The 20,843-nt window shown below is 50.9% G+C and carries 14 protein-coding genes; 9 read left to right on the forward strand and 5 right to left on the reverse strand.

Annotation, left to right across the window (positions count from 1 at the left end):
• The first annotated feature begins 130 nt into the window (after positions 1 to 130).
• Positions 131 to 1,819: an alkaline phosphatase gene (locus KD147_RS00240; RefSeq protein WP_249318858.1), complete on the forward strand. Its 1,689-nt coding sequence runs from the start codon at positions 131 to 133 to the stop codon at positions 1,817 to 1,819.
• Between the two features lie 58 nt (positions 1,820 to 1,877).
• Here KD147_RS00240 and dbpA read toward each other — a convergent pair whose 3' ends face one another.
• Positions 1,878 to 3,266: an ATP-dependent RNA helicase DbpA gene (gene dbpA, locus KD147_RS00245; RefSeq protein WP_502710192.1), complete on the reverse strand. Its 1,389-nt coding sequence runs from the start codon at positions 3,264 to 3,266 to the stop codon at positions 1,878 to 1,880.
• A gap of 189 nt (positions 3,267 to 3,455) precedes the next feature.
• Here dbpA and KD147_RS00250 point away from each other — a divergent pair, with 189 nt between their 5' ends.
• The 6 genes from KD147_RS00250 to KD147_RS16970 all read left to right on the forward strand — a co-directional run bounded on the left by KD147_RS00250 (position 3,456) and on the right by KD147_RS16970 (position 8,152).
• Positions 3,456 to 3,839 (forward strand): BlaI/MecI/CopY family transcriptional regulator, encoded by a 384-nt coding sequence (locus KD147_RS00250; protein WP_105190189.1) that lies wholly within the window; start codon positions 3,456 to 3,458, stop codon positions 3,837 to 3,839.
• A 14-nt stretch (positions 3,840 to 3,853) separates the two neighbouring features.
• The gene (locus KD147_RS00255) at positions 3,854 to 5,446 is read left to right on the forward strand and encodes a M56 family metallopeptidase (protein ID WP_212546510.1); all 1,593 of its coding nucleotides are present in this window, start codon (positions 3,854 to 3,856) and stop codon (positions 5,444 to 5,446) included.
• Between the two features lie 179 nt (positions 5,447 to 5,625).
• A complete protein-coding gene (locus tag KD147_RS00260; protein ID WP_349304652.1) occupies positions 5,626 to 6,237 on the forward strand; it encodes a Crp/Fnr family transcriptional regulator in 612 nt (203 codons plus the stop codon).
• Between the two features lie 85 nt (positions 6,238 to 6,322).
• Positions 6,323 to 6,949 (forward strand): NAD(P)H-dependent oxidoreductase, encoded by a 627-nt coding sequence (locus KD147_RS00265; protein WP_212546512.1) that lies wholly within the window; start codon positions 6,323 to 6,325, stop codon positions 6,947 to 6,949.
• A complete protein-coding gene (locus tag KD147_RS00270) occupies positions 6,946 to 7,407 on the forward strand; it encodes a DMT family transporter (protein WP_212546513.1) in 462 nt (153 codons plus the stop codon). The genes KD147_RS00265 and KD147_RS00270 overlap by 4 nt, the downstream gene beginning before the upstream one ends.
• Positions 7,397 to 8,152, forward strand: a complete 756-nt coding sequence (locus KD147_RS16970; RefSeq protein WP_212546514.1) for a GNAT family N-acetyltransferase — start codon at positions 7,397 to 7,399, stop codon at positions 8,150 to 8,152. Before KD147_RS00270 ends, KD147_RS16970 begins: the two co-directional genes overlap by 11 nt.
• 120 nt (positions 8,153 to 8,272) lie before the next feature.
• On the opposite strand, the gene KD147_RS00280 is transcribed toward KD147_RS16970, so the two are convergent.
• Entirely contained in the window at positions 8,273 to 10,456 is a 2,184-nt protein-coding gene (locus KD147_RS00280) for a S8 family serine peptidase (RefSeq protein ID WP_212546515.1), read from the reverse strand.
• A 616-nt stretch (positions 10,457 to 11,072) separates the two neighbouring features.
• On the opposite strand from KD147_RS00280, the gene KD147_RS00285 reads away from it, so the two are divergent.
• A complete protein-coding gene (locus tag KD147_RS00285) occupies positions 11,073 to 11,546 on the forward strand; it encodes a VOC family protein (protein WP_212546516.1) in 474 nt (157 codons plus the stop codon).
• 257 nt (positions 11,547 to 11,803) lie between these two features.
• Positions 11,804 to 15,115: an EAL domain-containing protein gene (locus tag KD147_RS00290; RefSeq protein WP_212546517.1), complete on the forward strand. Its 3,312-nt coding sequence runs from the start codon at positions 11,804 to 11,806 to the stop codon at positions 15,113 to 15,115.
• A 44-nt stretch (positions 15,116 to 15,159) separates the two neighbouring features.
• Here the strand turns inward: KD147_RS00290 and KD147_RS00295 are convergent, their stop codons facing one another.
• The 3 genes from KD147_RS00295 to KD147_RS00305 form a co-directional block, all read right to left on the reverse strand.
• Positions 15,160 to 17,043, reverse strand: coding sequence for a propionyl-CoA synthetase (locus KD147_RS00295; RefSeq protein ID WP_212546518.1), 1,884 nt, complete (start codon positions 17,041 to 17,043; stop codon positions 15,160 to 15,162).
• Positions 17,044 to 17,407: 364 nt separating this feature from the next.
• On the reverse strand, positions 17,408 to 18,424 hold the full coding sequence (gene adhP / locus KD147_RS00300) for an alcohol dehydrogenase AdhP (RefSeq protein WP_212546519.1): 1,017 nt from the start codon (positions 18,422 to 18,424) through the stop codon (positions 17,408 to 17,410).
• A gap of 255 nt (positions 18,425 to 18,679) precedes the next feature.
• Complete coding sequence (locus KD147_RS00305) at positions 18,680 to 20,752, reverse strand: S9 family peptidase (RefSeq protein WP_212546520.1); 2,073 nt, start codon at positions 20,750 to 20,752, stop codon at positions 18,680 to 18,682.
• Positions 20,753 to 20,843: the final 91 nt, after the last annotated feature.

A 20,843-nucleotide genomic window follows, 5' to 3' on the forward strand; every position in this document is an offset into this window, starting at 1 on the left:
ATTATTTAAATATAGAAATGAATGTACCAATAATTTAAACTTTTACAAAAGCTTCATTTATTTTTAACAAATTGCGTTCAATATCGCCGCCCTGTACCACTATCAAAAATAGTTTTATCAGGGAACAAAAATGAAAATAAATAAAACCATGCTGGCGGCAGCCATTTCTTCAGCACTGCTGATGGGTTGTGACTCGGACACAAAAACAGTTGAAGTTGAGCGTGTCGTTGAAGTTGAAAAAATCGTCGAAGTACCGGTTGAACAGGAAGAAGTTACCTCGGTTAAAAACGTCATTTTAATGATTGGCGACGGCATGGGCCCACAACAGATAGGCCTGCTTGAGGAATATGCGCGTCGGGCGCCAAACAGCGTATTGGCGAGCACGACTACGGGCATGCAGAAGTTTGCCGACGGCGGTCGTGTTGGTTTGTCGCTTAATGCCCCGGGCGGTAAAAACGGTTCTTTGGTAACCGACTCGGCGTGCTCGGCGACTCAGTTGGCAACCGGCATGTCGGCGGCTTCTGAAGTGATTGGTTTGGATGACCAGGGTAATGTGGTCGAGACCATTTTGGAAAAAGCCAAAGCGGCGGGTAAGGCTACGGGTCTGGTGACCGATACCCGTATTACCCACGCAACGCCGGCGGCTTTTGCGGCGCATCAACCGCATCGCTCGTTTGAGAATGAAATTGCCGAAGATCTGTTGATGAACCAGGTCGATGTTTTATTAGGTGGTGGTGCTCGTCACTGGTTACCGCAAGATACCGCCGATCGCAAAGATGCTTTGGCGGCAGAGTTAGGCGGTAACACCAGCGTGATTAAAAAGTCCAAGCGTAGCGATGATCGTAACCTGATCGCAGAAGCACGTGACGCAGGCTATACCTTGGCCTTCGATAAGGATCAGCTGAGCGCGGCAGAAGGCGCTAAGCTACTGGGTCTATTCGACGACTCGGCGATGAATGATGGCATCGAATACACGGCCTGTAAAAACGATGAAAGCCAGTGTAACCATGAGCCTTCGCTGCGTGAGATGACGCTTAAAGCCTTGGATATCCTGTCTCAAGACGAGGATGGTTTCTTCTTGATGATCGAAGGCGGCCAAATCGACTGGGCGGCGCACGTTAATGACACCGGCTGGTTACTACACGAGCTATTGAAGTTTGATGAAGCGGTTGATGCCGTGTACGAGTGGGTAAGCGAGCGCAATGATACCCTGGTGGTGATCACCGCGGACCACGAAACCGGTGGTTTTGGTTTTAGCTACTCGGCTCATAATATTCCTGAAGCAACCACCTTGCCGGGCGACGGCATGAAAGGGGAAGACTATAAGCCAAACTATAACTTTGGTTCGCTGTCTACTCTGGACAAGATCTATGCCCAAAAAGCGTCTTTCTATGCGATTTACGACAAGGTGAATGCTGATTGGGATTTTGGCGCTTCAACGCCGGAGCAATGGCAAACTGCGGTAAACGCGACCCTGCACCCGGATTTCCATATCGATTATGCTGATGCCCAAGCGATTGCCGCGGTTAAGCCTAACGAAAACTATTATGCGGATCACAAGTACCTAAGTGCGACTCAGATACCGGCTATCAACGACTTCAGCGACTTCTATGTGTATGCCTATGAAGACCAAGGAGCTTTGATCGCTCGTGCGATTAGCTCGGAGCAAAGCGTGACCTGGGGTAACGGTACCCACACCGCGACGCCAGTTGCCGTGTATGCGTTTGGCCCGGATGGCGTGACCAAGCCATTCTCAAGCATGCTGCATCATACCGAAATCGGTCAGTTAATGGCCAAGGCCTTACTGGACAACAACTAAGAGAATGGGTGCCAGGGCGTTGTGCTTTGGCACCTTAACTACATATTTCTTAAAGGGCTTAGCGGTTTAGCTTACGGGCGCGGAAATTGCGGCCCTTCATTTTACCCTCACTGATGGTTTTCAGCGCCGCATTGGCGATTTTACGCTGCACGGCGACATATGAGCTGATGGCAGTGACCTTGATTTTCCCAATTTGATCCCCGGTAATGGCCTGATTAGAGGTCAGGGCACCGAGAATATCCCCCGGGCGCAGCTTGGACTTTTTGCCGCCATCGATTTGTATGGTCACCATGGGCGCACGCTTAATTGCTTTGCTAAAGACGTTGTCATTGGGCAGGTCGGTAGGCTCAATGGTTTGTTCCAGATAATCTTCTAAGGCATTGACCTTGTGCGACTCCTTATAACTCATCAAGGAGCAGGCGATGCCTTTTTTACCGGCACGACCGGTACGGCCGATGCGGTGTACATGGACCTCGGGGTCATGAGCAATATGGTAATTGATCACCATATCCACATGGTCCACATCGATACCTCGGGCGGCGACATCCGTGGCCACAAGGATACTCAGGCTATGATTGGCAAAGCGTACCAGGGTGCGGTCGCGGTCTTTTTGTTCTAGGTCACCGTGTAAGGCGGCGGCGTCAAAGCCCATATTCTGAAGTTGATCGCACACCTGCTGACACTCGGCCTTGGTATTGCAAAAAATCACCGCCGACTCGGGCTGGAAATGCAGCAGCAGTTTTTGCACCGCCTCCAGGCGCATCTCGTTGTTGTCCACCTCATAGAAGTACTGCTCTATGCTGCTGTCGTCATGGGTCGACTCTACCGTGACCTTTTGTGGGTTGTGCATCACGTGCTGGGCCAGCTGCTCAATCTTAGGCGGATAGGTGGCGCTAAAGAGCAGGTTTTGTCGCTCTGCCGGGCAGTGATCGATGATGTATTGCAGCGGCTCTTCAAAGCCCATTTCCAGCATGCGATCCGCTTCATCAAGCACAAAGGTGTTTACCTCATCCAGGGATAAGCGGCCCTTGCGCAGGTGCTCTTCAATGCGTCCCGGGGTGCCGACAATAATATGGGCGCCATGCTCAAGCGAGCCTATTTGCGGCCCCATGGGGGCACCGCCACACAGGGCGAGCACCTTGATATTGTGAATGGCACGAGCCAGTTTGCGAATTTCCACCGCCACCTGATCGGCCAGCTCTCGGGTCGGACACACCACCAGGGCCTGAACACGGAAGCGTTTTACATTGAGATTATGTAACAGCCCCAAAGAGAAGGCGGCCGTCTTGCCTGAGCCGGTTTTACCCTGACCAATCACATCCTTGCCCGCCAAAATGAGCGGCAAGGTTTGCGCTTGGATTTCTGTCATATGGTGATAACCCAAAGACTCTAGGTTATCGAGCAAAGAGCGAGAAAGCGGGGTGCTGGAAAAGGCAGGTAAGGTCACGGTGGCAATCATCTTTTAAAAGGAAAAGGGGATTATAACATGCTCAACCTCGTGCCGGCAGAATAAAGAAGCAGTTCACAACCTACCTAAACGTTTCATGCTGAGGGTTCAATTAAATCTTGACTTTAAAAAATCCAATTACTACATTTGTGGTAGTTGATAACTACAAGTGTAGTAGTGAGGAATCAAATGAAACTCAGTGATTTTGAAATGGATGTGATGCAGCTTTTTTGGCAACACGAGCCATGTACAGCGAGCCAAATCCATCAGTTGCTTAGCGAAGCAAAAAAGAATAACAAGCAAGTGGCCTATAACACGGTGAAAACAATTGTCGATCGGCTTGAAAAGAAAGGCGCGGTGGAGCGTTGTGGTCAGCAAGGCAGGGCGATTGTTTATCAGTCTATTGTGACGCAAAGCGCTCTGTCAGAAGAAGCCGTCCCCACCTTTATGCAGCGCTTTTTTAAGGGAAGTTCCCGTAATCTCATTGCTCACTTTATTAAAGAAGAGCGTCTTAATGATGAGGATATTGCCTATTTACAAAACTTGTTAAATAGCAAAAAGAAAGACATGTAAAAAAGGAGGGCGATATGACGGACTATTTCCTAACCAGCTTATTTATTTCACTGTGCGCACTGATCGCATTAAAGGGGCTACAAAGTGCTCCGGCACGACTGAGCTTCTATGTATCGGTGTTGGCACTGTCCAGCTGGCTTGTGCCCTGGCAGCATATGCCCGAAGTTTCTAAATATCAGCAAGACCCAGAGCTGACTTTTAACGTTGCACATTTTTGGCAGACGGCTCACTCGCAAGGCGAACAACAAGATGCTTTAGTTACTCAAGTTCAGGCACCAGTGTCGTTAGTTGATGGCTATGCATTTGATGTTTCTCATCTGGTATTTCTGGCGTTGCTAATTGGTGTCGCCTTGTTTATCTGGCGCATAGGGCAGTACTTCTCGTTTATCAAGCGACTTTATCGCCACTCCACACCCTGTAACCGGTATGAGCACAGTAGTGGGGGTTACCCTGTTCGGGTTGCAAAGTTGGGGGCTCCGGCTTTCGCCAGTGGGGTGACACGACCCACTATCTGGCTGGATCGGGCGCTGCTTGATGCCAAAGAAGTTCATTCGATTATTCAACATGAGGCAACCCATTTACGCCAGGGGGATGTGTATTGGAGCTGGGCTATTTGCTTGTTGGAAAGCCTATTTTGGTGGAATCCCCTGTGCTTATTTTTAGCTAAAAAATCAAAGCAACAGCTGGAACTCAGCTGCGATGAAAAGTGCGCAGCGAGCTTTCGGGAACAATATCAACTGGATCTTGCTAGTGTACTTTTATCGCAGCACCAAGCGAAAAACGGACATAGGCAATTTATGACCCCGTTGTTAAGTATCGCTCAACAACAGAGCTTTAACGTGCAACGGATTAAAATGTTAGACAAGGAGAAAACTATGAACAAAAAGCATGTCATTGCACTAGTTATGTCACTCGCCTTTAGTGCCGTTGCGGCGGCGCAAATTGTGGATAAAGATAAGCCGCAGCAGGTACAAGCACAGCAAACAGCCATTAGTTATGAAGAGCAAATGGCTGCGTTGCTCGATGGCGCAGCCGAAGCTAAAAGCAAAGATGTAGAAAAGCTCAATAAAGTGTTTGCTAACATCCTACATTGGCACGCCAATAGAGCCGTACTCAACGAACAGGACGAAAGCAAAATTAAGCTACTGAGCTTTACCCTGCTGAGTCATGTTGGTCACAAACTTGCTCGTTATGAAGATGTCATGCTTGCCTTCGCAGACTGGTATCCCGATGGGGACTCGGCGCCATATTTTTTGAAAAATGTAACGGCCTTGACGCACTTGCAGCTGCAGCAGCCTAATTTAGCAATCAATGAGTTAAACCAACTAAAGGCGCAGCTAAAAGACCAGACTAAACCTGGAACCCTGATGAATCTGGCCCGTTCGTACATAGAGGTGGAGGACTTTGACAATGCGCTAGCCATCCTTGAGCAGTTACCAGAAGACAACAAGTACACAGCCGTTTTGAAGTACTATGTTTACTTCCATCAAGGTGATAGTGAAAACATGGAGCGGATTAAAGCGCAGCTACCTACAGAAGTAGCCAGTTTACCGCCGAGTCTTCCGGATTTTGGTATCCCCATGTCGCCATTGTTAGCCAAGTTATAGTGCAATACTAAAGCCCCAAAATTGGGGCTTTGTTTTTATCATTGCTTTGTTGGTTAACAAGATAAAACGTCGCGGTACCGTTTTGCTTATCAATCCGACTATAATGACTGGCAGTGCCGGTATTCGTACCAATGGCGAAAATAAGTCCAGTAAGGCGCTTAGTTACATTGGAGGTAATAGTGAGTGAGCAACAGGCTGCGTTCGACTCTTTGCGTGCGCAAATGACAGAGTATGCTCCCATCGGTGAGCAGACCTGGCAGCAATTTAAGCCCCTGTGCACCTTGATTCATGTGGATAAGCACCAGCTGATTTATCCAGATGGGGTCGTGCCACGGTCCTTCTCTTATCTCTATCGAGGCTTGGTACGTTGTTTTGTTACCGATGAAAAAGGCAATGAATACAATAAGATGTTTTTCGATGAGGGCAAGTTTCCCGGGTCTATGACGGCGCTGTTAACACAGCAAGCATCAAGTTTGGCCTTTGAGGCACTGGAGCGAAGTACGCTGATTGCCATCGATTTTAAGGGCTATCGCCGGCTAATGCAGAGCAATACAGAGCTTATGCTCTACCATATCCATTATCTTGAGAAGAATTGGTTGTTGGCAAAAGACCAGCGTGAAATCGAGATAGTGCAGGACGATGCCACCACCCGTTATCTGCACTTTAGCAAGCAATTTCCAGCCTTAGCCGAGCGCTTACCGCAATACCATATCGCTTCGCATTTAGGGATCACGCCCACCCAGTTAAGCCGGGTGAGAAAAAACTTATCCCTTATCAACCTATGTAAATGAACCCTGAATAGCGCCTCGATACACTGTGTCTCATCCGCTGGAGCATTTCCGCTCCAGCCCCGAGAGGATCGATACAGAGGTGAGTATGGAGTTTTTAACCGCACTAGAGTGGCGTTACGCCGTAAAAAAATTTTCCCAGCAAAGGGTGCCTGAAGCGCAATTGCAAACCCTGTTACAGGCCGCCACCTTAAGCCCGTCGGCGTATGGATTACAGCCTTATAGGTTAATTCTGGTACGTTCAACATACTTGCGCGAGCAACTGGTGCCTCATTCCTACGGCCAGGATAAGGTGGCTAATAGTTCGCATTTACTTGTTTTTGCGGCGCAGACAAATATTGGTGATGAGACGGTGAACCGCTATATAGCCCGCCACAGCGAAGTCACGGGCACCCCCATTGCTGATTTACAACGTTACGGTGATCATATGAAGTCTGCGCTGGCCAGTAAAACACCGGCACAGCGGCAGGAATGGGCGCATCAGCAAGCTTATATTGCGCTTGGCAACTTGCTTACCTGTGCGGCACAGATGCGCATAGATACCTGCCCGATGAGCGGGATTGACGCGCAGCAGTATGACCGCATTCTTGGGTTAACAAAGCGCGGTTTAACCACGACCATGATCTGCCCCATAGGCTATCGACATCAAGAAGACAGTCAAGGTCAGGCTGCGAAGGTGCGCTTCGACTATGCCGAGATGGTAGACAGCATATGATGGCCTTAATGCTTTGTATGCTGGCCATTGCCGCCGGCGCCGCCATTGCCATACAAGCGGCCATGAATGCGCAATTGGGGGTGTTGCTCAACAGCGCAATGTTCGCCACTGGGGTGGCGTTTTTGACCAGCTTTACTCTTGTCACCGCGGTGCTGGTATTCACCAGTAAAAGCTACCCGAGTGTTGGTGTCATCACCAATGTGCCCTGGTATTTGTGGCTCGCCGGCGTGTTCAGTGCGTTTGGCGTCAGTTGTTTTTATTATCTGATCCCAAAAATGGGCCTAGGAAGCATGATGTCGTTTGCCTTGTCGGGGCAAATTGTGGTGGCCATGCTTGCCAGTCACCTGGGTTGGTTTAACTTGCCCGTTAAGGCTCTGGATGGCAGCAAGTTATTGGGAACGGTGTTATTGATTGGTGGTGTTATCTTAGTGAATTGGGAGTCGAGAAGTGGATATTAATCGAGCCAATATAGCGAACTTAACAAGCCTTTGGGAGCACTATGGTGCGGCGCCCTTGGCTGATGAGAGCACATGGCCATTTAAGGTCAATCATGTGTGGCCTCATCGCTGCTGGCACCCAGAGCCCGGTTCGCTGACCAGCATGGCGCCGCTAGCTGAGGCTCGAGCTGGGGTGATGTTTCCACTTTGGCCGGATTTGCACGGGGCGTCATTGCAGTTCCCCGAGGAGCGTGAGTTAGCGCTTAAACACGCCGGTTGGGATTGCGTCTTAGCACAAACGGCCATGTATTTGCCCTTGTCAGTAAGTGATTATCCACCCACCTCGGATAAGCCAATCACGAGCGCAAAGTTGGTGGTAAGAAACATTACTAGGGTCGAGGAGGTTTCTTCCTGGATAGAGGTGGTGAATGATGCTTTTGGTTATCGTGTGGATGCCCGGGCCATTGCGCCTTTACTCGAATGTGAGCAAGCACAATTATATGTTGGTGTATGGGCGGGAGAGGTTGTTGCCAGCGCGCTTTTGTATTACACCGGGGAGGTGGTCGGCCTTCATCAGGTCGCGTTAAAACAAACACATCAAGGACAAGGGCTTGCCAAAAGCATGATGCAGGATTTGCTCAGGCTTGCGGTAGCCTCGGGGGCGCAGTATATGGTCTTGCAGGCATCGGCGGCCGGTAGACCGTTGTATGAAAACCTTGGCTTTATAACCCAGTTTGAGATCCGCAGTTATAGCAACCGCGCTTAACAATTGAAATCTGTTACTGCTTGTCATTAAAGCCCTTACCGGTCAATAGTGCTATAACAAAAATGCCGGTCTATATAGACCGGCATGGGTGTTGCAATGTATCGGTAGTTTAACTAAGGCTTAGAAAACTACGGTTACAGTTGCAGAGCAGTTAGTCGTGCCTGCTTCACAGATTGAGTAGTTGTATACACCGCCGCCTTTTTGGTTGATAGCGTCAGTGTAGGCACCGTCATTGTTGGTTGTGGTGATAGCCGAGCCGTTGCGATAGATATCAACATTGCTGCTGTTTGCACCGCTCCAGCTTAGGTCTACGCGTTGACGACCTTTTACCTTGTAACCAAACGCATTTAGGTCGATAGAGCCGCCCGTAGCACCGCTGCTTACATTCACGGTTTGTGAGCTGGTGTCGGTTTGACCGGCGCTGTCGGTTACCGTTAGCGTCACGGTATAAGAACCGTCAGCCGCATAGTTGTGGCTAGGGTTTTGCGCCGAGCTGCTAGCGCCGTCGCCGAAGTTCCAGCTGTAGCCGGTTACGCCGTTGTCATCCGAGCTCGCGTCGGTGAAGCTACAAGCCAGGGCATCACATGAGAAGCCGAAGTCTGCAACCGGAGCATTGTCAGATGAACCGCCGCCACAGCTAGTACCCGCTAGGTAATCGATGGCCGCTTGTGCTTTAACCAGACCGTAACCGGTTTTCACGTCACGACCGGCAGCATCTAAATCTTCAGCAGTAACTGCCAGGGCGTTACGCACTTCCGCTGCCGAACAGGCGGTATGATATGACCACACCAGGGCTGCAACCGCACTCACGTGAGGGGTCGCCATTGATGTACCATTGTAGTAATCCCAGTCCTGGCCATCTACTTTAGATAGGCTCGCCGTTTGACCCGCTTTTGCAGCTAGCTCAAGGCCGGTTGCACGGTCAATTGAGGCCGTTGGAATGCCTTGAATTTTGCCATTGAAGTCAACCATAAATGGCGCTTGTAGGCCCGGGCGAGCAGCATTACTGTAAACGATAATACCTTCGGCACCGGCGTCGGCACAGGCATTGGCGCCACGGTATTCAGGGTATGAATTTTCCGTTGAGGTCGAGCTGTCACCTTGGTTTTCACCACGTTCAACAAGACAGATTTTACCCGTCATGTCGCCACACGAGTATGAAGTACCCGTTGTAGTACATACGCCTAGCGCGCCGCTGGCTGAGCCATTGTTGCCCGCAGGGTCAAATGACAGGCTGCTGTTGTAGAACAGGTGTGGTACCACGCCATTAGCGAAGTAGTCGGTACCGCCAACACTTAGTTGTGCTAGCTGACCGTCGCCTAGACCTACGCTTGACAGTACGGCTTCACCTGGACCGGCAAGTTCAACCTGGTTGGTGCGCTGTGAGAAGTTAGCGTGCATATTGCCAGAATCAACGGCCGCTACCGATACCACGTCATCATATGAAGCCGGGTAAGAGTGAGCGGTATTACCGTCGTTACCTGCCGCGGCGATGCTTAGTACACCTTGGCTGTAGTAGTTGGCAAAGGCATTGCCTTCGGTGCGGCTGCTGCCACCACCACCTAGACTCATGCTGATAACGTTGGCGCCCGCTGCCACACAGTCATCAACTGCTGATACCAAGCTTGAAGAGTAGCCCCAGCCAGACTCGTTAAATACTTTAATGATATGCAGGTTTACATTGCCGTTTGGCATTACACCCACAACACCCGAACCGTTAGTGATACCGGCTACGGTACCGGCAACGTGAGTACCGTGTGAACCGCCTGGCGTTGACCATTGGCCGGTACCTGAGTCGTTGGTGCCTGATACCAGGTTCGCATCTAGATCCGAGTGACGGATGTCATAGCCTGAGTCGATAATACATACGGTGCGGTTGCCGGCTAGCTCATCGGAAACGATATCCGCTTGCACGCGGCTGATACCCCATGGCTCAACCTCTGTGGTGTTTAGGTTGGTGGCAAGTAGGTGACGTTTAACGTCGGCTTCTACAAATTCAACATTTGGGTTGTTACGCAGGCCCTTAAGAGCCGCCGCTGGTACTTCCATGGCGAAGGCATCGTGCTTGGCCAGATCAACTTTAATCTCACCGCCTAGCTTTTTCGCCAGCGATTTTACTTCGGCAGACTTACCGCGAGTAAATTTTACGATTACGCGCTCTTTGCTCGCTCCGTTCGTTTTTACTTGTTCAGCTTTATCCTTGCTGCCTAAATTCGGTTGTAAAGAGTTTGCTAGTGCTGCTTCTGAGCCAAGGCCTAGAGCCAATAGGGTGGCCGTAGCAACGAGAGAGAATTTAGACTTCATAGTGAATACCTTAATTTAATTATTGTGTTGTCATTGTGCCTTGGTGACACAAGGGTATTTGACGTTGACGCGGTTGCCGCCAGTTGTAATTCGGTTACCGCGTTAGGCCCGATTATGAAAACATAGTTGTTAAAAAAAAGGTACATTTTTTTGTAATTGTTTTGGGTAAAACAGAGTTTGAAATTAAAAAGTTATTTAGATTCAGTGTGTTGTTTTTGTCTTTCTTTCGATTTAGATTTGCGTAAATTTTAACAAGTGTGCATTGGTTGTGTGTTTTTGGGCCATTTTTGCATTTTATGGGATGATAAGAAAACCCAGAACCCAGAAGTTGCTCTCACCTTTGAGGCTGTTCGCAATGGCTCACAAATTTAATCATCGATCACCTGTGGCGGTGGCAAGGTATCGGCAGGTAATGAGCCCAGTTGGTCATGAAAAAAGGTGGTCAGTGTTAGGAGTAGCTCATTACTTGGTGTCCATCTTCTTGGCCAATGTTCTATGATACTAGCTTGCAAAGGCGGGTAAATACATCTTTGCCGCAGGGTACTGGCAGTGTACCTAGTGGTGCTCTATTCGACTAAGCTTAAACGGAGTTGAATCATCACAGCGAGTTTAATTTATGAGTGTTCCTGCCATTCCTGCCGGTTACCATTCGATCACCCCCTACCTGATTATTGATGGGGCGGTACGTGCCATTGGTTATTATCAACAGGCCTTTGGTGCCGAATTGGTGATGCAGGTGCCTATGCCCGACGGTGGTATTGCCCATGCCGAGCTAAAAATCGGCGACTCTCATATTATGTTGGCGGATATGTGCCCGCAGGCACATTTTCAAAGCCCCCAGGTTTTAGGCGGTACGCCGGTAAGCCTGATGTTGTATGTGCAGGATGTGGATGCGGTATTCGCTCGAGCCATTGCCGCAGGAGCCAAGGAGGTGCGTCCGGTGCATGACCAATTTTACGGCGATCGCGCCGGCACCTTGGAAGATCCATTTGGTCATGTGTGGACCATAGGCACCCATAAAGAAGACTTAAGCGAAGAGGAATTGATGCGACGCATGGCTGATTTTATGAGCCAGCAAGAGGATGCCTAGGGGCTCATTGAACCGCTGAGAGCCAGCCCTGACGATATTCCAGGGGAAAAGTTTAACAATTGGTTGTAAATGTTGACCAAAAGGTACCTAAAAATGAGGGTTTGGTTAAGCATTCTATTGCGTACAGGGTAATAAGTTACTTGCTTGATGAGCTATGGTATATTTGTTAAAACATGCTGAATATTCAGAGTGTTAGGCTTTTTTCAACTCTTTATCGGCAATCTAACTCGGCTCATTCTCTTTATGGTCAAATTTTAGTGCATAACCTTTTTCACCCCAGTCATGCAAAAGAGTGGTCACAAAGCTCTTGGTATCTTGTTATCGCCCTCGTGTTTATGGTGCTAACCTTGCTCGGTGAGCAGCTCGGGCTGGTAAGCATTATCGAGAACTATATTCTGGTGCACTCATTCTTGGAGCTCGTTTCCATTATAATCTCGGTGCTGATTTGCGCTGTGGGTTGGAGTGCACGAAGCTACATTAAAAACCCGACCTTTGTATTTGCTTCCGGTGTTATGCTCTGGGTCGGCGTGCTCGACTTTCAACATGTGTTTTCATTTGCCGGTATGCCAGATTTTATTACCCCGGCCAGCACCGATAAGTCGCTTCACTTTTGGTTCGCCGGACGTCTATTTACCGCCGTTGCCATTATTGCCTTGGCGGCAGAGCCCTGGTGGCAAGTGCGCTCAAGCAGTATCTACCCTTCGCTGATAGTCGCCGGGATCTGTGCTATCGGTATCAGTTGTGTCTTGTTATTTTTTCCTCATTGGTTGCCACACAATTATATCCCAGGGCAAGGACTGACCGACTTTAAACGAAATTTTGAATACTTTTTGATGGCGTTGTATGCCTTTGCTGCGGTGCTGTTTTTATTGCGTCTCGCTCAGGCACGGCAAAGCTATAATGTAAGCCACTTGTTTGTGGTCGCCGTGCTGATGGTCTTAAGCGAGTATTACTTTACCCTTTACAACAACATAAGCGACTCGTTAAACCTGGTTGGTCATTTATATAAGATTGCCGCCTATTTGTTGCTGTACCAGGTGCTGTTTGTAGAAACCATTACCCGGCCATTTCTCGCACTTGAGCAGTCGCAGCAGCGCTTGGAGGCTACGTTAAGTGCCTTGCCTGAGCTGGTATTTGAGATAGATGAGCATGGCAATATAGTGCGTAGTCACAGCAAAGAGAGTGAGCCTTTTTTACTGCGCGGAGACGGTATTGGCCGCAGTATTTATACGCTTTTTGCTGGGGCCGATCAGGCGCGTCTATATAACGCTGTGGCCGAGGCAAAGCGCAAAGGCATGGCCGAGGTGGCCGACATGGTGATTAGCCGCCAACAGCAGCTTCGTCATTACCAATGCGTGGTGGTGAAACTCGTCGATAAGGCTTCCGTTAATTACCTGGTGGTGGTGCGAGATGTGAGCGAGCGCGTCGCGCAAATTGACGCCTTGGCCCATGAAGCCAAGCTCAAAGAGGGGTTGCTGGGCTTATCCGATGTAGCCTTCAGAGGCTGCGAGTCGGCGCTACTTGCTCATGGTGTGCGCTATGCGCGTTCCCTGGCGTCATGCCAAAGCCTCGCATTGTATGGCATAGATGGTGCCGGCCGGTTGCAGGTGCTGGCTAGCGAAGGGGAAGTGGAACCGACGCTCAGTGCCGAGCTAATGTCACAGTTATTGCCACAACTGCAAACTCAACAGCATGTTATTCGCACTCTTGGTGAAATAAGCGCAAAGGCTGATTGCACCTCGTCGGCACTGGGCACCATTTTGGCTGTGCCGGTTCGGGAGCAGGAAACGGTGCGTATGGCGCTTTTGCTACATAATGATAATGGTAGCTTTAGTCCCCGTGAGCTTGAAGCCATCACCATTTTGTTGCAAGCCATCTGGCACCTGCTTAATCGCCTGCGTCAGGACGAACAGATGAGCACCTTGTCGTTGGCGGTAGAGCAAAACCCGCATCCGATTTTGATCACCGATACCGAGGTTAAAATCGAATATGTGAATCGGGCCTATGTTGAGCTCAGTGGCTACAAGCGTGAAGAATTGCTTGGTAAGAACCCGGCTATTTTAAGCTCGGGCAAAACGGCTTCTCAGGTGTATCACTCCATGTGGCACAACCTCAAATCTCAACAGCCCTGGGTCGGAGAGCTGATCAACCGAAATAGGCACGGAGAAGAGCTGATCGAGCGCACGACCATTTATCCGATCACGGATAAAGACGGTGCGGTCAGCAAATATATCTCTTTTCAGCACGATATTACCGCACAGATAGAAAACGAAACCAAGATCCATCATCTGTCTTACTATGATCAGCTCACCGGGCTGGCCAATGTGAAGATGCTGCGGCATGTATTTGCATCATTGCGTGCGAAAAATAAGCTGACCGAGGGCGCACTGCTGTCCATAGGTCTGGACAACTTTAAGGTGCTTAACGAAGCCCTGGGCTATGACAAGGGTAACGTGATCCTTAAAAGCCTGGCTCAGCGGCTGCTCAATTTGGGCGATGAAGACGAATTAATTTGCCGTTTGCCCGGCGATCGTTTTGCTTTTTTTATGCCCTATGCCAACGCCAACAGTGCCTCGTGTAAGGCGCAGCGCATCCTCGAAACCTTGCGCACGCCTATTAATATTGACGGTAAAAACATAGTGCTCACCGCTTCTATCGGTGTGGCGCTTTACCCGCACGATGGTGATAACAGTCAGCGGTTATTGCAATTGGCCGAGGCGGCGCTGTTTGAGGTGAAAAAACGCGGTCGCAACAATTTCCTGTTCTATGCGCTGGAGATGAACCGACATGCCTCGCGGCAACTGCAAGTGATTAACGCCTTAAACCTGGCGCTGTTGGAAGATGAATTTTCCCTGGTGTTTCAGCCTCAGGTTCGTATCGACAATCGCCAGGTGGTGGGGGCCGAAGTGCTGGTACGCTGGCACTCACAGGAGCTAGGGAGTGTGTCACCGGGTGAGTTTATTCCGGTGGCCGAACGTGCTGGTGTGATCAAGGCGCTTGATGCCTGGGTGTTTACTCATGCGCTGGTGCAAATTAAACAATGGCTCACACTGGGGTATGAAGAACTGGTGTTTGCGGTAAATTTATCGGCGGCGAGCTTCGAAGATCATGAATTGCTGACTAACTTGATGCGCGAAGTTGACCGACATGGCGTGCCCGCAACTAGTATCGAACTGGAACTGACCGAGGCCATTGCCTTAATGGATCCAGACTCTGTGCTTAAGCGCATCCAATCTTTACGTGCCGCGGGCTTTAGGGTGTCCATCGATGATTTCGGTACCGGCTATTCGTCGATGAGCTACTTAAAGCGGTTCGATGTCGATAAACTGAAAATAGATAAATCCTTTATCGATGATCTTGCCAGCGGTGAGCCAGAGGATGTGGCCATAGTCAAGGCCATGGTACAACTGGCCAAGGCCCTTAATATTGGCAGCATAGCCGAGGGCGTGGAAACCGAGCAGCAGTGGCAGAGCTTGGCACGCTTGGGCTGTGATCAGGTGCAGGGTTACTGGTGCGCCAAGCCTTTAGTGGCTGAGGACTTTGTTGCCTTTATTAATACCTGGAAATAAACAGCGGGGCTTAAGTCGCCCCGCTAGGAGAGCTGCAAGGCGAGTTAACGTCCTTGCAGTTGTTCGCTTATCTCGGTAAAGATGCCAGCATCGTCTATGGTGGAGGGGATCTGCAGCTCTTCACCATCGACCAACTGGCGTAGGTTCTTGCGCAGTATTTTTCCCGAGCGTGTTTTCGGTAAGCGCGGCACACAGATAATATCCCGTAAACAGGCAATCGCGCCTATGGTAGAGCGCACCGAGGTTCTGAGCTGCTGCTCGACCTCTTCGTTGCTGCCGCTAAAGTCGTCTTTGAGTACCACCATGGCCATGGGTATTTGCCCCTTGAGGCCGTCATGGATGGCAAACACCGCACACTCGGCTACCGCAGGATGAGCCGCCACTATTTCTTCCATCTCGCCGGTGGAGAGACGGTGGCCGGCAACGTTTATCACATCATCGGTGCGGCCCATAATAAACAGATAGCCTTCCTCATCGAAGTAACCGCCATCGCCGGACAGGTAATAGCCCGGATACTGGCTTAAGTAGCTGCTTTTAAAGCGCTCGTTATTTTGCCAAATACTCGGCAGGCAGCCGGGAGGTAAGGGGAGTTTAATGGCTACGGCGCCATGCTCATTGGCTTCACATTGTTCACCATGGACATCGAGCACCTGCACATCAAAGCCCGGGGTTGGCACCGTGGCGCTGCCGGCCTTGGTGGGGAGGGTCTCGATGCCGATAGGATTACAGGCGATGGCCCAACCGGTTTCGGTTTGCCACCAGTGATCCAGCACCGGCAGTTGAGTGTGTTCCTTAAGCCACTCATAGGTGGGCGGGTCTAAGCGCTCACCGGCCAAGAACAGCCGTTTTAGGCTCGAGGTATCGTATAGTTTAAAGCCCTGAGCACTGGGATCTTCTTTCTTAATGGCACGAAAGGCGGTAGGGGCGCTGAACAGGGCCGTAACCTTATAGTCTTCGACCACCCGCCAAAATGCGCTGGCATCGGGCGTGCGTACCGGTTTGCCCTCGTAAAGCACGGTGGCACAGCGGTAAATCAGCGGCGCATAGACAATGTAGGAGTGACCCACCACCCAACCTATATCCGAGGCCGCCCAAAATACCTCGCCGGGGCGCATGCCGTACACGGTTTCCATGCTGTAATGCATGGCCACCGCATGGCCGCCATTTTCACGCACCACCCCTTTGGGTGTGCCCGTGGTGCCCGAAGTGTAAAGAATATACAAGGGGTCGGCGCCTAAAACCGGCACCGCCTCCACGCCCTGGGCGTGCCTCATGGCGGTGTCCCAGTCAAGGTCGCGGCGTTCGCTAAGGGGTGCATAACATTGCGGACGTTGGTAGATAATACAATGTTCGACCTGGTGCTGAGCTTGGCTAATGGCTTCGTCGAGTAGGGGTTTGTATTCGATCACCTTATTGACCTCGACCCCGCAGGAGGCACTGAGGATCAGTTTTGGCGTGGCATCATCGATACGCACCGCCAGCTCGTGGGCGGCAAAGCCCCCGAATACCACGGAATGAATCGCGCCGAGACGGGCGCAGGCCAACATGCCGATCACCGCTTCGGGGATCATTGGCATGTAAATTACCACGCGATCGCCCTTGGTGACGCCAAGGCCCTGCATGACACCGGCAAACTTGCTGACCTCATCGAGCAATTCGCGATAGCTATACTGGCGTTTGCTGTCGGTCACCGGCGAGTCGTAAATAAGCGCAATCTCATCGCCATGGCCGTTCAATACATGCTGATCCAGCGCCAGGTAGCTGGTATTGAGTTCGGCATCGGCAAACCAATGATAAAAGCCGTGCTCATCCTGATGATAGGCTTGCTGTGGGGCATTAAACCAAGCAATGCGCTCGCTTTGTTGCAGCCAGAACTGCTCTGGATTATCGCTAAAGGCGCGATAGGTGCGTTGATATTCGCCTGACATACAAGGCTCCAAAATAAAATTGTGAGAGAGTTATACCAGTTCACTTAAGTAGCTAATCATTCTAGCGGGCTAAATATCGTGCACACGGCGTTGGGGGTTTTACTATGTAGAATAACTACATAAGAAAAACTCCGCCTTGTTAGCACATCATTTATCCAGCGCTATCTCTGCTCACATACTTAACAGAATTGGTATTAATAAAAATAGGCGCTTATGGCGCTGAGCAAAATGCGACCATAGTCGGCAGTGGTGTGAGTCTAAGCGTTAGCGAATGACTGATAATGTCTTTAACGGCGGCGGATATGGGTGCAATAGGAGTTCATTACAATATTCAAGCCACCGGCCTAACCGGTGGCCTTTTTATTTACTCGGGCATATTCATCACGATACGCCCGGTGATCTCGCCTTTTTCCATATCCGCGAAGATATCGTTGATATCATCAAGGTGTTTCTCGGTAATAATGGCTTTCACCTTGCCGCGGGCGGCAAATTCTAAACATTCTTCCAAGTCTTTGCGGGTGCCGACGATGGAGCCGACCACGCTGACGCCGTTGAGCACGGTATCAAAAATAGGCAGGGGCATGTCCTCCGGTGGCAGGCCGACCAGCACGCATTTTCCGCCGCGGCGCACCACATCATAACTTTGGCGAAAACCCGCTTTGCTCACCGCAGTACAGACACTGCCATGTACGCCGCCGCTGACTTCTTTAATGGCGTCGACCACATCGTCCGTTTTAAAGTCGAAGAAATGCTCGGCACCCAGAGAATACGCCAGCTCACGCTTGGCTTCACCCGTGTCCACGGCCACAACCCGCATGCCCATGGCCACGGCATATTGCACCGCCAGGTGTCCAAGGCCGCCGACGCCGAAAACGGCCATCCATTGTCCGGGCTTGGTCTCGGATACCTTGAGTGCCTTATAGGTGGTCACGCCAGCACAAAACAGCGGTGCGGCATCTGGGTAGCTGAGCCCTTCGGGTATTTGCACCACATAATCGCCATGGGCGGCGCAGTATTCGGCGAAACCGCCATCGACGGAGTAGCCCGCATTTTGCTGCTCCAGACACAGGGTCTCCTTGCCATCGAGGCAATATTCACAATGGCCACAGGCGCTGTACAGCCAAGGGATACCGACGCGATCTCCAAGCTTTAAATGGCTGACGGCGCTGCCGAGCTCAACAATTTCCCCCACACCTTCGTGGCCGGGAGTGAGCGGCATTTTTGGTTTGACCGGCCAATCGCCGTGACAGGCATGTAAATCGGTGTGGCACACGCCACAGGCATGAATTTTAACCAGCACCTGATGGTCGTCGATACTGGGCTTGGCTACCTCTTCAATGCTTAGAGGGGTGCCAAAACTATGGGCAACTGCTGCTTTCATAATGAATCTCCTTATTGTTGTCATCATGAGGACTTATCCAGCTTAGCGCTAAATAAGCCCGATGATTTGCTTGGCCGTCCATGCTAGTTGTACCCCAGTCCAGTAATCGCCGTGATGATCCGGGGCAAAGAACACGCTGAAATTATCTGTATATGGAACTGAAAGTATCCATATTTTTACCTGTGTTGAGGGCTGCGAAAGGGGGAAGAGGGGTAAGGCGGTGACCTAACTATCGCGGTCACCGCCTTGAGGGGGTTACTTTTTATAACGGGCAAACCAGGCCAGGGTGTGCTCGATTTTCGAGATCATTCTTGATGGCCGCGAGGCGATGCCGTGGGGGGCACCGGGCACGCGGATCAACACGCTGTCTACCCGCTGCAGTTGCAAGGCCTGATAAAATTGCTCCGACTCAGAAATAGGCGTGCGGCGGTCCTGTTCGCCGGTCATAATCATGGCCGGGGTGGTGACATTGCCTACCAAGGACAGCGGCGAGCGCTGCCAGTAGTGCTCCAGGTTATCCCAGGGAAGGCCCGGGAACTGATTGCGAATTTGTCCCAAGTAGCTGTCGGCGGTAAGTACCTTACTCACCCAGTTGATCACCGGTTTGGTGATGGCCGCGGCATTAAAACGATCGGTTAAGCCAATAGCATAGGCGGTGGCTATCCCTCCGGCAGAGCCGCCGGCAATATAGAGGTTATTGCTGTCGATAAAGCCCTTGGCAATCAGCGCATCCACCGCCGAATTATGGTCGGCAAAGTCTTCCTTGGACGAGTATTTACCATCGAGCAGCAGCGCAAAGTCTTTGCCATAGCTGGTGGAGCCACGGTAGTTCACATACACCACCACATAGCCCTCGCTGGCGTAGCGTTGTAACTCGGCACTAAAGTGTGGGCCGTAGGCCAGGTGCGGGCCACCATGGATTTCTAACAACAGCGGATACTTTTTATTGGCATCAAAATCCGGCGGGGTGATATACCAGCCCTGAATGTTTTCGCCGTCGAACTGTGAAGCGACATTCAACTCATGCACCTGGCCCAGGGTTTTATGTCCAAGCAGATCTTCATTGAGGTTAGTGAGGGTGCGTGATTTGCCTTTACGGCTGTAGCCGAGATCGGCGGGGCGTTGGCTACTGCCCGAGGTATAGGCCAGGGTGCCATTATTGGCCATGGAGAACTCGCCGCTGACATAGGGGCGTCCCAGCGAGGTGCCGGAGACATTATCGACCAGCTCGTTTACCTTACCCTTGGTGTTCATGGAGGCCAGTTTGCGTTTACCAAAGTCGTCATATTGCACCACAAAGTCGCCCTTACCTGACCAACGGTAGTCGGCAATGGAGCGGTCCAAATCGGCGCTCAGGATGGTGATTTGGCCACTGTCTACGTCCATCATGGCCAGGTTGGTGTTGACGTAGGGCACCGGCTCATTGTCGCGGGTAAGAAAGGCAAGTGTATCGCCCTTGGCCGAAAAGGTAGCCTGGCTTTCACGTCCAGGTAGGTCGGTTAGCTGGGTGAGTTTGCCCGATGCCAGGTTGATGGCATAGAGATCTGACTCTGTGGTGCGATATTCCCACTGTGGGTGCTGATCGCTGGAGAATACCACCGCGCTGTTGTCCGGTTGCCAGGTCAGGGGGCCATAATGCTGGAAATCGCCCTGGGTAAGTTGGCGCGGCGTACCGCCCTCGGCAGGCAGCACGAAAACGTGGCGATAACTGGGCTCTAAAAAGCCGCTGCCATCGGCCTGATAACGGGCTTTTTCAATTACCGTGACCGGGTCTGACCACTTCGCGCCCTCGGGCTTTGTTGGTAACTTGACCGACTTTACATACTCGGTTTTGCCCTCTTTCACATTCATGGTAAAGGCCAGCTTGGTGCCATCGGGAGACCAACTGAGATCGCCAGCGGATTTAGGCAACTGGGTCAGCAGTGCCTCCTTATCCTCGGCCAAATAATACATATGCAGTTGGTTTGAGCCGCTGCGATTGCTGCTAAAAACGAGACGTTTGCTATCCGGTGACCAACGTGGCTGGCTGTAATTAAATTGATCGGCGAACAGCGGCACATGGGTGTCGTCTTTAAGGCGATAGAGCCACAATGACTTGGTGGCGCTGTCGGTCATAATATCGTAGCCGTTGCGTACATAGACAATATGGCTGCCATCGGGGCTGATTTGTGGGTCACCGACATATTCAAGGGCAAAAATATCTTCGGAGGCAAAGCTTTGGTGAGTATCGGCGTAAGCCGGAGTGGCGACGAGTAGGGCGGTGCCAAGGGCTGTGCCAAAGGCACTGCCAAGCACTTTGCCCAACAGGGGAAAACCGAATTTTTTCATTACAGATGCTTTATTTAGGATAAAAATTTATCCTAGGTGTGCAATTAGGGGCTTTCAAGCCGGACGCGACAAAGTGCAAAATTTGTTCGAT

The sequence above is a fragment of the Pseudoalteromonas sp. BDTF-M6 genome (assembly GCF_018334135.1).
Classification (GTDB): Bacteria; Pseudomonadota; Gammaproteobacteria; order Enterobacterales; family Alteromonadaceae; genus Pseudoalteromonas.

What these genes read in the sequence shown, in the direction of transcription:
- KD147_RS00250 (WP_105190189.1), top strand. Translation starts at nt 3,456, where the DNA reads ATGAAACTCAGTGATTTTGAAATGGATGTGATGCAGCTTTTTTGGCAA.
- KD147_RS00265 (WP_212546512.1), top strand. Translation starts at nt 6,323, where the DNA reads ATGGAGTTTTTAACCGCACTAGAGTGGCGTTACGCCGTAAAAAAATTT.
- KD147_RS00305 (WP_212546520.1), bottom strand. Translation starts at nt 20,752, where the DNA reads ATGAAAAAATTCGGTTTTCCCCTGTTGGGCAAAGTGCTTGGCAGTGCC.
- adhP (WP_212546519.1), bottom strand. Translation starts at nt 18,424, where the DNA reads ATGAAAGCAGCAGTTGCCCATAGTTTTGGCACCCCTCTAAGCATTGAA.
- KD147_RS00270 (WP_212546513.1), top strand. Translation starts at nt 6,946, where the DNA reads ATGATGGCCTTAATGCTTTGTATGCTGGCCATTGCCGCCGGCGCCGCC.
- KD147_RS00280 (WP_212546515.1), bottom strand. Translation starts at nt 10,456, where the DNA reads ATGAAGTCTAAATTCTCTCTCGTTGCTACGGCCACCCTATTGGCTCTA.
- KD147_RS00240 (WP_249318858.1), top strand. Translation starts at nt 131, where the DNA reads ATGAAAATAAATAAAACCATGCTGGCGGCAGCCATTTCTTCAGCACTG.
- KD147_RS00255 (WP_212546510.1), top strand. Translation starts at nt 3,854, where the DNA reads ATGACGGACTATTTCCTAACCAGCTTATTTATTTCACTGTGCGCACTG.
- KD147_RS00295 (WP_212546518.1), bottom strand. Translation starts at nt 17,043, where the DNA reads ATGTCAGGCGAATATCAACGCACCTATCGCGCCTTTAGCGATAATCCA.
- KD147_RS00285 (WP_212546516.1), top strand. Translation starts at nt 11,073, where the DNA reads ATGAGTGTTCCTGCCATTCCTGCCGGTTACCATTCGATCACCCCCTAC.